At 68.6% G+C, this 13264-nt stretch carries 18 protein-coding genes; 6 read left to right on the top strand and 12 right to left on the bottom strand.

Annotation, left to right across the window (positions count from 1 at the left end):
* Positions 1 to 20: 20 nt before the first annotated feature.
* Genes SK571_RS11535 through SK571_RS11550 form a run of 4 tightly spaced genes read left to right on the top strand, consistent with a single transcriptional unit; the run spans position 21 to position 1399 of the window.
* A complete protein-coding gene (locus SK571_RS11535) occupies positions 21 to 233 on the top strand; it encodes a hypothetical protein (protein ID WP_319984048.1) in 213 nt (70 codons plus the stop codon).
* Complete coding sequence (locus SK571_RS11540; RefSeq protein WP_319984049.1) at positions 230 to 679, top strand: ribonuclease domain-containing protein; 450 nt, start codon at positions 230 to 232, stop codon at positions 677 to 679. The genes SK571_RS11535 and SK571_RS11540 overlap by 4 nt, the downstream gene beginning before the upstream one ends.
* On the top strand, positions 676 to 939 hold the full coding sequence (locus SK571_RS11545) for a barstar family protein (RefSeq protein ID WP_319984050.1): 264 nt from the start codon (positions 676 to 678) through the stop codon (positions 937 to 939). Before SK571_RS11540 ends, SK571_RS11545 begins: the two co-directional genes overlap by 4 nt.
* Positions 940 to 982: 43 nt before the next feature.
* A complete protein-coding gene (locus tag SK571_RS11550) occupies positions 983 to 1399 on the top strand; it encodes a hypothetical protein (protein WP_319984051.1) in 417 nt (138 codons plus the stop codon).
* Here SK571_RS11550 and SK571_RS11555 read toward each other — a convergent pair.
* Positions 1396 to 2163 carry an enoyl-CoA hydratase family protein gene (locus tag SK571_RS11555; protein ID WP_319984052.1) on the bottom strand — a complete coding sequence of 256 codons (768 nt, stop codon included), beginning with the start codon at positions 2161 to 2163 and terminating at the stop codon, positions 1396 to 1398. The genes SK571_RS11550 and SK571_RS11555 overlap by 4 nt on opposite strands.
* A 62-nt stretch (positions 2164 to 2225) precedes the next feature.
* On the opposite strand from SK571_RS11555, the gene SK571_RS11560 reads away from it, so the two are divergent.
* Both SK571_RS11560 and SK571_RS11565 read left to right on the top strand, forming a co-directional pair.
* On the top strand, positions 2226 to 2840 hold the full coding sequence (locus SK571_RS11560; RefSeq protein WP_319984053.1) for a DJ-1/PfpI family protein: 615 nt from the start codon (positions 2226 to 2228) through the stop codon (positions 2838 to 2840).
* A gap of 4 nt (positions 2841 to 2844) precedes the next feature.
* Positions 2845 to 3279, top strand: coding sequence for a MarR family winged helix-turn-helix transcriptional regulator (locus tag SK571_RS11565; RefSeq protein ID WP_319984054.1), 435 nt, complete (start codon positions 2845 to 2847; stop codon positions 3277 to 3279).
* Positions 3280 to 3309: 30 nt separating this feature from the next.
* On the opposite strand, the gene SK571_RS11570 is transcribed toward SK571_RS11565, so the two are convergent.
* From SK571_RS11570 to SK571_RS11620, 11 genes are all read right to left on the bottom strand, one after another.
* Positions 3310 to 3921 carry a cyclase gene (locus tag SK571_RS11570; RefSeq protein ID WP_319984055.1) on the bottom strand — a complete coding sequence of 204 codons (612 nt, stop codon included), beginning with the start codon at positions 3919 to 3921 and terminating at the stop codon, positions 3310 to 3312.
* Positions 3922 to 4522: 601 nt separating this feature from the next.
* Positions 4523 to 4987: a hypothetical protein gene (locus SK571_RS11575; RefSeq protein ID WP_319984056.1), complete on the bottom strand. Its 465-nt coding sequence runs from the start codon at positions 4985 to 4987 to the stop codon at positions 4523 to 4525.
* A 79-nt stretch (positions 4988 to 5066) separates the two neighbouring features.
* Complete coding sequence (locus SK571_RS11580; RefSeq protein ID WP_319984057.1) at positions 5067 to 5762, bottom strand: sirohydrochlorin chelatase; 696 nt, start codon at positions 5760 to 5762, stop codon at positions 5067 to 5069.
* Entirely contained in the window at positions 5759 to 6631 is an 873-nt protein-coding gene (locus SK571_RS11585) for an ABC transporter permease (RefSeq protein WP_319984058.1), read from the bottom strand. Before SK571_RS11585 ends, SK571_RS11580 begins: the two co-directional genes overlap by 4 nt.
* The gene (locus SK571_RS11590) at positions 6615 to 7391 is read right to left on the bottom strand and encodes an ABC transporter ATP-binding protein (RefSeq protein ID WP_319984059.1); all 777 of its coding nucleotides are present in this window, start codon (positions 7389 to 7391) and stop codon (positions 6615 to 6617) included. Before SK571_RS11590 ends, SK571_RS11585 begins: the two co-directional genes overlap by 17 nt.
* A gap of 30 nt (positions 7392 to 7421) precedes the next feature.
* A complete protein-coding gene (locus tag SK571_RS11595) occupies positions 7422 to 8489 on the bottom strand; it encodes an ABC transporter substrate-binding protein (protein WP_406601969.1) in 1068 nt (355 codons plus the stop codon).
* Positions 8486 to 9829, bottom strand: coding sequence for a sulfate adenylyltransferase subunit 1 (locus SK571_RS11600; RefSeq protein WP_319984060.1), 1344 nt, complete (start codon positions 9827 to 9829; stop codon positions 8486 to 8488). The genes SK571_RS11595 and SK571_RS11600 overlap by 4 nt, the downstream gene beginning before the upstream one ends.
* Positions 9830 to 10729: a sulfate adenylyltransferase subunit CysD gene (gene cysD / locus SK571_RS11605; protein ID WP_266042548.1), complete on the bottom strand. Its 900-nt coding sequence runs from the start codon at positions 10727 to 10729 to the stop codon at positions 9830 to 9832. It lies immediately after the preceding gene.
* The gene (locus SK571_RS11610; RefSeq protein WP_319984061.1) at positions 10726 to 11421 is read right to left on the bottom strand and encodes a phosphoadenylyl-sulfate reductase; all 696 of its coding nucleotides are present in this window, start codon (positions 11419 to 11421) and stop codon (positions 10726 to 10728) included. Before SK571_RS11610 ends, cysD begins: the two co-directional genes overlap by 4 nt.
* Positions 11418 to 11576, bottom strand: a complete 159-nt coding sequence (locus tag SK571_RS11615) for an Insertion element protein (RefSeq protein WP_090006108.1) — start codon at positions 11574 to 11576, stop codon at positions 11418 to 11420. The genes SK571_RS11610 and SK571_RS11615 overlap by 4 nt, the downstream gene beginning before the upstream one ends.
* Positions 11573 to 13252, bottom strand: a complete 1680-nt coding sequence (locus SK571_RS11620) for a nitrite/sulfite reductase (RefSeq protein ID WP_319984062.1) — start codon at positions 13250 to 13252, stop codon at positions 11573 to 11575. The genes SK571_RS11615 and SK571_RS11620 overlap by 4 nt, the downstream gene beginning before the upstream one ends.
* Positions 13253 to 13264 lie beyond the last annotated feature (12 nt).

Below are 13264 nucleotides of genomic sequence, written 5' to 3' on the forward strand. Positions count from 1 at the left end.
ACGAGACTAGGCTGAGGTGCGTGGACTGGCTGGTGCAGTGGTGGGACGGGGTCGAGCTGTGGGTCGTCCAGCTGCCCGTCGCCGTGCAGTTCCCCGTCGTGATGATCGTGGTGCTCCCGCTCTGCCTGGGCGTGGCACGGCTGATCGACCGGGTCGCTGACTGGGGTGCGAAGAACCCGGCTTCCGGTTCCGAGCTGGAACCCGAGCCCGAGCCGGAGAAGGTCGCCGCGTGAGCCCTGGTCGTCGCCTGACCGTCGCGCTGGTCGGGCTCCTCGCGCTGGTCGTCATCGGGTGGTTCGTCAAGGACAACAGCTCGGAGCCGCCTCCCGGGACCACGAAGCCGGTGGTCACGAGCGCGGCGGAGGCCGAGACCGTGCCCGGCGCGAACTCCGGGCTGGACATCGAGGCGCTGTCGAAGCTGCCCGCCGAGGCCGGCCAGACCTGGAAGCTGATCGAGGCGAAGGGGCCGTTCCCGTACCCGCGCAACGACGGCGTGACGTTCCAGAACCGGGAGAAGCGGCTGCCCGCCAAGAACTCCGGGTACTACAAGGAGTACACCGTGCCGACGCCGGGAAGTCCCGACCGGGGTGCGCGGCGCCTCGTCACCGGTTCGGAGAAGGAAGTCTTCTACACCGGTGACCACTATTCGTCGTTCGTCGTCGTGGACGTGAAAAAGTGAAACGGCACATTCTCGTTTCGGAAAAGTCCGCCGCGATCTCGGCCATTGCCGCCGCTTTGGACTTCCCCGAGTGGTTCGGGCAGAACCTGGACGCTTTGTACGACAGCCTGACCGATCTCTCGTGGCTGCCCGCGGGCGAGTACGTGCTGGTCGTGCCCGCGGACCTGGACCCGTCCGTCTCGCAGGTCCTGCGTGACGCTGCGAAACAGACCGCCGAATCAGGTGACCGAAAAGTGCGCGTGATTCGCACAGAACGGTGACTGGGGCTGCGGTCATGGCGTCCGGAGTGGACAGTGCCGTTCCATGGGAACGCAATTCCGCCGCTTGAGCTCCGCGCTCGGCGTCGTCGTGGTTGTTGGAGCGCTTTGTCCGGCGGTGTCGTTCGCCGGTGACCCCGACTGCTCGCAGGAGGGGCCTTTCACGCCGTTCGAGACGATCGACGGCGACAACCCCGTGACGATGCAGAACGGCCGTGTGGTCGAGCTGCGCGCGTCGAACAAGTCCAAGTGCGCGTGGGGCCGCATCTCCTACGGCACGCCCGGCGAGGAGATCTGGACGGACCGCAAGGAGCCCTCGGCCAACGGGCACGAGGGCTTCCTCGGCTACACCAGGATCGACTCGGGTTCGGCGAAGTACACCGACGCGTTCAAGAACGACGGCAAGGTGATGCGCGCCTGCGGGTCCTCGCAGGGCGTCATCGAGTGCACCGGCTGGTTCTAGTCGGCAGGCACCCAGGAGGGCTTGCGCTTCTCCTTGAACGCCGCGATGCCCTCCTGGCCCTCCGGGCCGCCGAAGTGCTGAGCAGACAGCTTGAGCAGGTCCGCGAAGACCTCGCCGAGGTTCGTGGACCTCTCCTGCTGCAGCATCTCCTTGGTGGCCGCGAGCGCGTTGGGGGCGCCGAGCGCGAGCATGTCCGTGTAGCGGCGGACCTCCGCGTCGACGTCGTCGGTCGCGGAGTTGAGCAGGCCGATCTCGACCGCGCGCCGCGCGTCGAACGTCTCGCCGGTCAGGAACAGCTCGTGGGCCTGGCGGGGGAGCAGGCGCGGCAGGACGGTCACCGAGATGACGGCCGGCACGACGCCGATCCTGACCTCGCTGAACGCGAACGTGGCCGCGGTGGCGGCGATGGAGATGTCGCACGCCGCGACGATGCCGACGCCGCCCGCGCGGGCCGGGCCCTTCAGCGCGGCGACGACGGGCTTCGGGCTGGTCCAGAGCTGTTCGAGGATCGCGGGGAACTCGTTGACGCCCTGGTCGCCCGCGCTCGCGCCGGCCGCCTCCTTGAGGTCCATGCCGGAACAGAACACGGAGCCCGTGTGCGTCAGCACGACCACGCGCACCTGGTCGTCGCTCGCCGCGCTGGTGAGGTGCTCTTTCAGCTCCCGGCGCAGCTGCGAGGACAGCGCGTTGCGGTTGTGGGGGGAGTCCAGCGTGATCGTCGCGATGCCACGCTGCACCTCGTAGTGGACCAGCTCGTCTGCCATGTCGCTGACCTTAGCTCGCGGCCATGTTGACAGCATCCTGTCATTCACGACAGGATGCTGTCATGACACAGACGGTGTACCTCGTTCTGGCCGATCAGCTCGCCGACTGGGAGTACGGCCATGTGGCCGCGCAGGTGAGCCTGCAGCAGTTCCAGCAGCAGCCGGGGCGGTACGAGTTGCGGACGGTCGGTCTGACCGCGGACCCGATCCGCACGGTCGGCGGCGTGCGGATGCTGCCGGACGTCACCATCGGGGACGTGTCCCTGGACGACGCGGCGATGCTCGTGATGCCGGGCGGCGACGGCTGGGAGACCGGTGAGCTGGCGGCGTTCGGGAAGCTCGCGCGGCGGTTCCGCGAAGCGGGCAAGCCGATCGCGGCGATCTGCGGGGCGACGGTCGGGCTGGCGGCCGAAGGGCTGCTCGACGACGTGCCGCACACGTCGAACTTTCCTGGAGCACTTGGTTCTTACGGTGGCGCGGCTCTGTATCGCGACGAACGCGTGGTGCGCGCCGACGGTGTGATCACGGCGGGCGGTGCGTCCGCGCTGGAGTTCGCCCGCGAGGTGCTGGCGGAGCTGGAGACGTTCTCGCCGGGGACCCTGCAGGCCTGGTACGAGTTCAACCGCGACGACACGGCCGAGGCGTTCGGGAAGCTGGTGGCGAGTGTCCAGGACTGAGCCGGTGTCCAGGACTGAATCAGGTGACGTGCTGACCGACGTCGTGATGAGGACCTTCCGTCTGTACGGAGCGTTCCTCGACGCGGCCGAGGTGATGACGAAGCCGGTCGGCCTGACCGCGGCGTGGTGGCAGGTGCTCGGCGCGGTGCTGCGCGAACCGTTGTCCGTCTCGGGCATCGCGCGGGAGATGGGACTGGCGCGGCAGTCCGTGCAGCGGATCGCGGACCTGTTGGTGGACAAGGGTTTGGCGGAGTACCTGCCGAACCCGACGCACGCCCGCGCGAAGCTGGTGCGGCCCACTCCCGAGGGTTTCGCCGCCATCGAACGGTTGCGGGAGGCGCAGTACGAGTGGGCCAACCGCGTCAGTGCGCAGGTCTCGCTGGAAGACCTGCGCACGACGCTCGCCACGATGACCGCTCTGGTCGCGGCTACTTCCTGATGCCCGGCAGGGGGTTGGGCGTCAGGATCGCTAGCCGATCGTGGTCGTGGTCAGCACGGGGCTCGGGTCCGGGTAGCCCTTCGCGGCGGCGTTGACCGGGAACCCGATGACGGTGACGACGGCGGTGAAGGTGAGGCCCGGGGCGTCGTAGCTGGTGCCACCCAGCTTCGTGGTGATCGTCCCGGTGCCGCCCGCCTGCAGGTTGATGGTGACGGTGGGCAGCTCGAAGTCCGCGCCGCCCTTGATCGGCCCTGGCACGCTCAGCACGACGTCGTTGCCCTGCAAGGCAACCGTCGGCGTGCCGCCCAGCCCCGAACCGCCGGCGAGCGACGCGGACTGGAACTTCGAGTTGGCGGGCACCGGCAACCTCAGCGCGAGACCCTTGATCTCCCGCACCTGCCGGCCGCCGGCCTCGGTCGGGATCTTGTTGGGCGCGGGGTCGATCGTGACCGCCACCGAACCGTTGGGCGCGACGGTCGCGGGTGCCGACGCGTCGACGCCCTGGTCGAGCGTGAAGTCCGACGACTGCCCGGCGGCGCTCGCCCGGAGCTTGTAGGTGATGGTCTGCGGAGCTGCTGACGCGTTGGCGGCGAACATCAGCATCGGTACCAGTGCTGCTGCGGCGATTCCGGCTAGCTTCATGGCCTCTCCCCGATGAGTGGACGAGGGACACTTCCAGCACGCGGCGTAAGCACCTGACTACTCATGAGTAGGTTTCACGTCAACAGTTCACGCTTCACATCGCCCGAACGGCGCTGTGCGTTCGATCTTGTGGCGGCGGCTGGAAGTGGCGCGGGGGAGCGGTTGGGCTCAAATGTGCTAGGCTGTGCGCATAGCCTTCGCCGCTAGGTGGAGGAAGTGAGCCCAGGTGCGCGTCCGGACGGTCGCTGCCTGGGCTTCGCGCTTTCTAGAGCTGGCCCAGGTCGACGATGGTCCCGGTGATGGGTGCGATCCGCCGCTTCCAGTCGCTGCCGGCGCCGTGGCACCAGGCGAGCGCGTCGCTGACCCACAGCGCTGGTTCCGAGGACGACTGGATGTGCTCGTAGAGCGTCGCGGCTAAGTTGTGCTCCGTTGAGCAGGGCAGAGGGCTGGGCGGTGTGGTCGCTCGTTGCCCAAAGCCCCGGATGGTCGCGCTCTCACGCACATTTACCGCCGAGTTGGCGGTAGAAAACTACCGGCGCAATCGTTTGCTGATCACCTCAAGTACCGCCAACCGTGCAGGTGACAGCCATGAGCGCGATCTTCATGATCGAAGCTCGGCCACCTGCCGACGTCCCTCCCGCTCGTCACTAATCCAAGAGTTAGCTGCGACACACCGCTCGTACACCAGTCCAGCATCATGGGCCTTGGTTCTGGTGCCGATCACCAGCCGGTCGCGACCGTTGGCCACGGGGTCACGTGAATCGAGCACCAGGCGGGTGACGCCTGCGCCGACGGCGTCATCGACCAGCAGCGGGAGAAGCTTGGAACGGACTTTCTCGCTCTTGCCGCGCGCGACGTAGATGTTGACCACGAGGTCGCAGCACGCCAGCTTGTCGGCGATCAGCTTGCGCCGGGCGGGTTTCTCGGTCTTGAAGTGCACGCGTCGACAACCGGGGAGCAACAGGCCGCGCATCAACGAGCGGGTGGAGTGCAGTGCGTTCGGGGCGATCAGGACGGCTGCCATGAGGTAGCCGCTCCGCTCCGACTCGTCGACGAACATATGCATCCAAACAGGATCGCAGGTGCCACCGACAATTCCTGCCCGGGTCGTTGAATGCGATCCAAGGATTTGCTTGCGGCACAAGCTAAGCCGCGACGGTCTGGCGTGCCAGGGCGAAGTCGTAGCGGTCCAGCACGAGCTGCGCGACCTCCACGTCGTCACCCAACGGCTGCGCCACCACGGCATCGCCCGCGAGCCTCGCCACCTTGTCCGGCAGCAACCCCGGCGCCAGGAACCACGACGCCACCGCGATCCGAGTGGCACCGCGAGCCTTCAACCGTTCGATCGCCTCGGGCACGGTCGGCGACGCGATCGACGCGAACGCCGCCTCCACCCCGGCCCAGCCCGACTCGCGAGCCCAGCGCCGAGCCACGCGGGCCACGGCCTCGTTGGCGGGCGCGTGCGAGGAGCCCGCACCGGCCAGCACCACACCCAAAGACCTGTCCCCGAACGACACCCCGGCCTCGGACAGCCGGCGCAGAGCCGCCGACTCCAGCCGGGGATCCGGCCCCAGCACGTCAGTCACCACAGCAGGCACGCGCGACTCGGCCACGGCGGCCGGAACGTCGACGCGGGCGTGATAAGCCTTGCCCAGCAACAAAGGCACGACCACCGCGGGTCCGCGCAGCACGTCGTTCAGCCGCGGCGCGCACAGGTCCAGGAAACACCCGCGGACGTCCAGCTCGGGCCGCAACGAGCGCACCACGTCGAGCAAAGCATGGATCGAAGCGGCCGAACGAGGATCACGGCTGCCGTGGGCGACGGCGACAAGGGGAATCACAGCGCCCCCGTCAGTCCACGGGCCCGCAGCACAGCGCGCTCCAACGGCCGGAACAGCAGCAGCTCGATCCCGATGCCCACCAGCAGGATCAGGAAGATCGCCGCGATCACCATGTTGATGTCGTTCAACGACGACCCGTTGTGCAGGTACTGCCCGAGCCCGACGCCGAGCTGGGGTGACGTCGCGATGATCTCCGCGGCCATCAGTGACCGCCACGAGAACGCCCAGCCCTGCTTGAGACCCGCCAGATAACCGGGGAGGGCGGCGGGGAGCAGGATGTGGCGGGCCGAGGCGAGCCGGCCGGCACCCAGGGCGCGCCCCACGCGCGGCAGCAGCGGCGGGATCTGGTCGATGCCCGCCACCAGGCCGTTCGCGATCGACGGCACCGAGCCCATCAGCACCACGAAGTAGATCGTGGACGGCGTCACGCCGAACCACAGGATCGCCGCCGGAACCCAGGCCACCGAGGGAAGTGACTGCAGGCCGGTCAGCAACGACCCGATCGCCGCGCGCACCACCCGCACCTTGGCGATCAGCAACCCCAGCGGCGTCGCGATCACGACCGCCGCGAGGAACCCGAGCACCGCGCGGTGCAACGAGGTCCACAGGATGCCGAACGCCTCGCCGGTGGAGATCGAGCGGACCAGCTCGTCCCACACGTCGACGGGAGCGGGGAGCTGGAACTCGGGCACCAGAGCCGAAGCCCACAACGCCTGCCACACGCCCAGGAGCAGCGCGAAGGCGATGATGGGTGGCACGCCCGTCTTCAGGAAACGGCGCCAGACCGGCGGCTTGTGCTCCTCCACGGGCACATCGAGCGCGTCGAGGCCGGCGCCGACCTTGTCGAGCGTGTCAGGAGGCGTGGCCACTGATGACCTCTCGCAGATGGGTGTTGATCTCGGCGAGGACGTCGTCCGAGGAGTCGGTGACGTCCCATTCGCGCACGACGCGGCCGGGACGTGAGGACAGCAGCACGACGCGCTGGCCGAGGCGAACGGCCTCGCGCACGTCGTGCGTCACGAAGATGATCGCGGTGTTCGTGGTCTCCCAGACGCGCAGCAGTTCGCTCTGCAGCACGTCGCGCGTGATGGCGTCGAGGGCCGCGAACGGCTCGTCCATCAGCAGCAGGGCGGGAGCGCCGTCCGCGGAGACGGTGGTGGACGCCAGCGCGCGAGCCAGGGCCACGCGCTGACGCATACCACCGGAGAGCTCGTGCGGACGCTTGTCCGCGACGTCGCCCAGCCGCACCAGTTCCAGCAGGTCCAGCGCGCGGCGCTTGCGCGCCAGCCGGCCGACACCGGCGAAGCGCAGCGCCAGCTCGACGTTGCGCGCGGCGGTGAGCCACGGCATCAGCGCGGGCTCCTGGAACATCACGGCCGGACGCGAGGTGTTGAGCTGCAACTCGCCGGACGTCGCGGCGTCGAGGCCCGCGACGATGTTGAGCAGCGTGCTCTTGCCGCAGCCGGAGGCGCCGAGAAGACACACGAACTCACCGGGCTTGACCAACAGGTCGACCCCGTCGAGCGCTACCACGGCCGAGTTGCCGTGGCCGAACACCTTCCGGACTCCGGCCAGTTCGACGGCGGTGTCCACAGTGGACGGGACAGTGGTCTCGAGCGTGGCGGTCATGGTCGTGTGCCTTCCCTCGGCGTCGAAGACTTACTTCTGGTCCAGTCCGGCTGCTTGTACCTGCGGCTTGCCCTGTGCCTGGAGAACCTTGTTCAGCAACGTGAAGTCGGCGTACCCGGCGACGTTCGCGGCCTCCTTGGCCACGCCCGCCGTCACGGCGTCCTTCGCGAGCTGCGGGAAGGACTTGGCCTGCGCGTCGGTCGTCAGCTCGATGTTGTCCCACGCGGCGTCGAGGATCTTGTCGCCGAGCTTCTTGGACGTGAGCTTCTCCAGCGAGGCGTTCACGGACTTCTTGGCCTCGTCGGAGTTGGCCTTCGCCCAGTCGATCGCGGCGACGTGACCCTTCAGCACCGCCTCGACCGTCTCCGGGTGCTCCTGCAGGAACTTCGTCCGCACGATGACCACGGTGGTCGGGAACGCCCCGCCCTCCCACAGCGTCTTCTCGTCCACCAGCACCTTGGCGCCGGCCTCGGCGACCAGGCGTGCCGACCACGGCTGCGGTGCCCAGGCGGCCTGGACGTCGCCCCTCTTGAACAGGTCGAGCGACGCCGCGTTCTCCGCGTTCTGCACGGTCACCTGGCCGGTGAGGTTCTTCTCCGCCAGGAACTTCTTCAGCGACACGTCCTGCGTGTTCGCGAGCTGCGGCGTGGCGACGACCTTGCCCTTGAGGTCCTCGATCGAGTTGATCTCGGGCTTCACCACGAGCTGAGCGCCACCGGACGTGGCACCCGCGATGAGCTTCACGGCCTCGCCCTTGGACTTCGCGTAGGCGTTGATCGCCGGGCCGGAGCCGATGTACGCGATGTCGAGCGACTCGCCCAGCAGGGCGTTCACCTCGTCGGGGCCCGCGTTGAACGTCTGCGTCGTCAGCTTGGTGCCGCCGAGATCCTTCGCGAACAAGCCCTTGTCGACGCCGATCAGCGCGGCGGCGTGGGTCACGTTCGGGAAGTACCCGAGGCGGACCTCGGTCGCGGCACCCTTCGACCCGACCGTGGCCGGTTCGTCGGTGGCGCGGCGGCTGCAACCGGACAGTGCTGACAGTGCGATGAGCGCGACGGCGATTGCGGGCTTGAGGTTCACGGGAAGCTGGCCTTTCACGGACCGGGGGAGACGAGGGCGTGGTCGTCCGGGGCAGCGGCGCTGCCCCCGGTACAGCTCTCCACGCCGTCCTCAAGCAGCGGCAGTGGAGCCCCGACCAGTCCGGCGGCGAGAGTGGAACCGTCACTCGCGTCGATCACCAGGAAGGACCCGGTGCGCCGGCTGAAGCTGTAGTCGTCCAGCGGAACGGGCTCCGCCAGTCGCAGTGCCACTCGGCCGATCTCGTTGAGCTCCAGCGAGCCGGGGCTGTCCACACTGGACAGGTTCTGCTCGTCGAAGCGGTCGCGCAGGTCGGTGACCATCGCCTGCACGGTGCGCGTGCCGTGCTTGACGAGGACTCGTGCGCCGGGCCGCAGCGGCTTCTCCGCGAGCCAGCAGAGGGTGGCGTCCAGCTCGTCGGTGACGGTGGGCTCGTTGCCCGCCACCGAGATCAGGTCGCCGCGCGAGATGTCGATGTCGTCGGCCAGCAGCAGCGTGACGGACTGGCCGGCCGCCGCCTCGGTCAGTTCGCCGTCCGCGGTGTCGATCTTGGTGACCGTCGAGCGACGGCCGGAGGGCAGCACGACGATCTCGTCGCCCGGCTTGACCGTGCCCGCCGCGATCAGACCGGCGTAGCCCCGGTAGTCGAGGTGCTCGGCGGTGCGCGGGCGGATCACGTACTGCACCGGGAAGCGGAACGGGGCGTCGTGCGGGTCGGGCTCGACCGGCACGTTCTCCAGGTGCTCCAGCAGGGTCGGGCCGGAGTACCAGGGTGTGTTCGCGGACTTGTCCACGACGTTGTCGCCGGCCAGCGCCGAGACCGGGATCTCGACGACCGCGTCCTCGGTGTAGCCGAGAGCCGTGGCGTGTGCCGTGAACTCCTTGGCGATGCGGGAGAACGTCACCTCGTCGTAGTCCACGAGGTCGATCTTGTTGACCGCGAGGACGAGCCTGGGCACGCCCAGCAGCGCGAGAACCGCCGCGTGGCGCCGAGTCTGCTCGATGACGCCCTTGCGCGCGTCGACGAGCAGCACCGCGAGCTGCGCGGTGGAGGCACCGGTGACGGTGTTGCGGGTGTACTGGACGTGACCGGGGGTGTCGGCGAGCACGAACGACCGCTTGGGCGTCGCGAAGTAGCGGTACGCCACGTCGATCGTGATGCCCTGCTCGCGTTCCGAACGCAGGCCGTCGACCAGCAGTGACAGGTCCGGCGTCGCGAGACCTCGGTCGGCGCTCGCGCGATGCACGGCGTCGAGCGTGTCCGCGAGCACGGACTTGGTGTCGTAGAGCAACCTGCCGACGAGCGTGGACTTCCCATCGTCCACGCTGCCCGCGGTGGCCAGCCTCAACAGGTCGCTCATTTAGAAGTAGCCCTCCCGCTTGCGGTCTTCCATGGCGGCCTCGGACAGCCGGTCGTCGGCCCGCGTGGCGCCGCGCTCGGTCAGTCGTGACGCGGCGACCTCGGCGATCACCGCGTGGATGTCGGCGGCGTCGGACTCGACGGCACCCGTGCAGGAGCCGTCGCCGACCGTGCGGTAGCGAACCGTCTTGCGCAGCAACGTCTCGCCCTCGCGCGCGGTGCCCCACGGGCCCTCGGCGAGCCACATGCCGTCGCGCAGGAACACGTCGCGCTGGTGCGAGTAGTAGATGTCCGGAAGCTCGATGCCCTCGCGCTCGATGTAGTTCCACACGTCGAGCTCGGTCCAGTTGGACAGCGGGAACACGCGGACGTGCTCACCGGCGCGGTGCCGGCCGTTGTAGAGGTTCCACAGCTCCGGGCGCTGGCGCTTCGGGTCCCACTGGCCGAACGCCGTGCGCAGGCTGAAGATCCGCTCCTTGGCGCGGGCGCGTTCCTCGTCCCGGCGGCCGCCGCCGAAGACCGCGTCGAACTTGTGCTGCGTGATGGAGTCCAGCAGCGGCACGGTCTGCAACGGGTTGCGCGTGCCGTCCGGGCGCTCCTCGAGACGGCCGTCGTCGATCCAGTCCTGGACCTTCGCGACCTCCAGGCGCAGACCGTGCTGCGCGACGACGCGGTCGCGGAACTCGATGACCTCGTCGAAGTTGTGCCCGGTGTCGACGTGCAGCAGCGGGAACGGCACCGGCGCCGGGTAGAACGCCTTGATCGCGAGGTGCAGCAGCAGCGTCGAGTCCTTGCCGCCGGAGAAGAGGATCACCGGCCGGTCGAACTCGCCCGCGACCTCGCGGAAGATGTGGATCGCCTCGGATTCGAGGCGTCCCAGGGTGTCCAGAGCCAGTGTCATCCGTGCAACCCACATTCCGTCTTGGACTGGCCCGCCCACCGGCCGCTGCGGGCGTCCTGGCCCGGCAACGGCTTGGCGGTGCACGGCAGGCAGCCGATGGAGGGATAGCCCTCCTGCACCAACAGGTTCTCGAGGATGCCCTTCTCGCGGATGTAGGCGTTGAACTCGTCGTCGCTCCACGGCGCGATCGGGTTGATCTTCACCAGGCCGTTGCGCTCGTCCCACTGCACGATCGGCGTGTTCGCCCGCGTCGGGGCGTCCACGCGGCGCACACCGGTGACCCACGCGTCGTACTTCGCGAGCTCCCGGCGCAGCGGCACGACCTTGCGCAGGTTGCAGCACTTCGCCGGATCCGACTGGTACAGCAGGCCGAACTCCGCCTCCTGGTCCGCGACGGACTGCTCGGCGGCGGCGTTGACGATGCGCACCTCCGGGTAGACGACCCCGACGGCGTCACGCACGCCGATGGTCTCCGGGAAGTGGTAGCCCGTCTCCAGGAACAGCACGTCGAAGTTCGGCTTCACCTTGGCGGCGAGGTCGATCAGCACGGCGTCCTGCATGTTGGAGGCGACGATGTAGTTGTCGCCGAACGTCCGCGCGACCCACTCCAGCGCCTCTTCGGCGTTCGCGTCCTTCAGCTCCAGCTCCGCGGCCTCGGCGACGATCTTGAGGTCTTCCTTGAGATCGCTCACTTCTTCACCTCCTGCGGCAGGTTGAGCCCGACGAACGAGACCTTGAAGACGCGGCGGCACCCGGTGCACAGCCACGCGTAGCTGGGTTCCTCCTGCGGCCGGAGGTCCTCGTCGCCGCAGTAGGGGCAGTAGAACGGCGTCGCGCGTTCGGTCATCGCAGCGAACCCTCTTCCGCCCGGCCGACCCACTGCGCGAACCGCTCGTCGGTCTCGCGCTGGGCGACGAAGTTCCGCACGACCCGCTCGACGTACTCGGGCAGTTCGGCCGCGGTCACCTTGTGGCCGCGCAGCTTCCGGCCGAACCCGGCGTCGAGGCCGAGTCCGCCGCCGAGGTGCACCTGGAAGCCCTCGACCTGGTTGCCCTGCTCGTCGGTGACGATCTGGCCCTTGAGGCCGATGTCCGCGGTCTGGATTCGGGCGCAGGAGTTGGGGCAGCCGTTGATGTGCACCGTGATCGGCGCCGTGACACCGTCGACGATGTCCTTGAGGTTGGCTTCGAGCTGCGTGACGAGGTCGAGGGCACGTGCCTTCGTCTCGACGATCGCGAGCTTGCAGAACTCGATCCCGGTGCAGGCCATGATGCCCCGGCGCCACGGCGACGGGTCGACCTGCAGGCCCAGCTTGGCGAGATCGCTCTTGAGCGCGGGGATCTCGGCCTCGGGCACGTCCAGCACGATGATCTTCTGCTGCGGCGTGAAGCGGACGCGGTTCGAGCCGGCCCGTTCGGCGAACTTCGCCACCTCGACGAGGATCGAACCCGAGACCCGGCCCGCGACCGGCGCGGCGCCGACGTAGAACAGGCCGTCCTTCTGCTTGTGCACGCCGATGTGGTCGAGCTGCTGGTCCAGGGTCTCCGGCGCCGGGCCGTCGATCATCTTGCGCTTGAGGTACTCGTCCTCGACGACCTGGCGGAACTTCTCCGGGCCCCAGTCGGCGACGAGGAACTTGATGCGCGCGCGGTGGCGCAGGCGGCGGTAGCCGTAGTCGCGGAAGACGCTGATGACGGCTTCCCACACGTCCGGCACCTCGTCGAGCGGCACCCAGGCGCCCAGGCGCTTGCCCAGCATGGGGTTCGTGGACAGGCCGCCGCCGACCCAGAGGTCGAAGCCCGGCCCGTGCTCGGGGTGGTTCACGCCGACGAACGCGATGTCGTGGATCTCGTGCGCGACGTCCTGCAGACCGGAGATGGCCGTCTTGAACTTGCGCGGCAGGTTGGAGAAGCGCGGGTCGCCGATGTAGCGCTCGAGGATCGTGTCGATCGCCGGCTGCCCGTTGATGATCTCGTCCTGCGAGATGCCCGCGACCGGCGAACCGAGGATGACGCGCGGGCTGTCGCCACACGCCTCCATCGTCGTCAGGCCGACGGCTTCGAGCTTCTGCCAGATCGTGGGAACGTCCTCGACCCGGATCCAGTGGTACTGGATGTTCTGCCGGTCGGTGATGTCCGCGGTGTCACGGGCGTAGGTCTGCGAGATCTCGCCGAGGACCGTCAACTGCTCCGTGGTGAGCGCACCGCCGTCACTGCGGACGCGCATCATGAAGAACTCGTCGTCCAGCTCCTCCGGCTCCAGGGTGGCCGTGCGGCCGCCGTCGATGCCGGGCTTGCGCTGGGTGTAGAGGCCGTACCAGCGGAACCGTCCGCGCAGGTCGGCCGGGTCGATCGAGTCGAAACCGCCGTGGGCGTAGATGTTCTCGATGCGGGCGCGGACGTTGAGCGGGTTGTCGTCCTTCTTGCTCCGCTCGTTGGGGTTCAACGGCTCTCGGTAACCGAGTGCCCACTGCCCCTCGCCGCGACGCTGCTTGGCACGCGGTGACGTCTGCGGCGTGGCCATCGCCATCCTCCG

Origin of the sequence: Lentzea kristufekii (genome assembly GCF_033949925.1) — a bacterium.
In the GTDB taxonomy this organism is placed as follows: domain Bacteria; phylum Actinomycetota; class Actinomycetes; order Mycobacteriales; family Pseudonocardiaceae; genus Lentzea; species Lentzea kristufekii.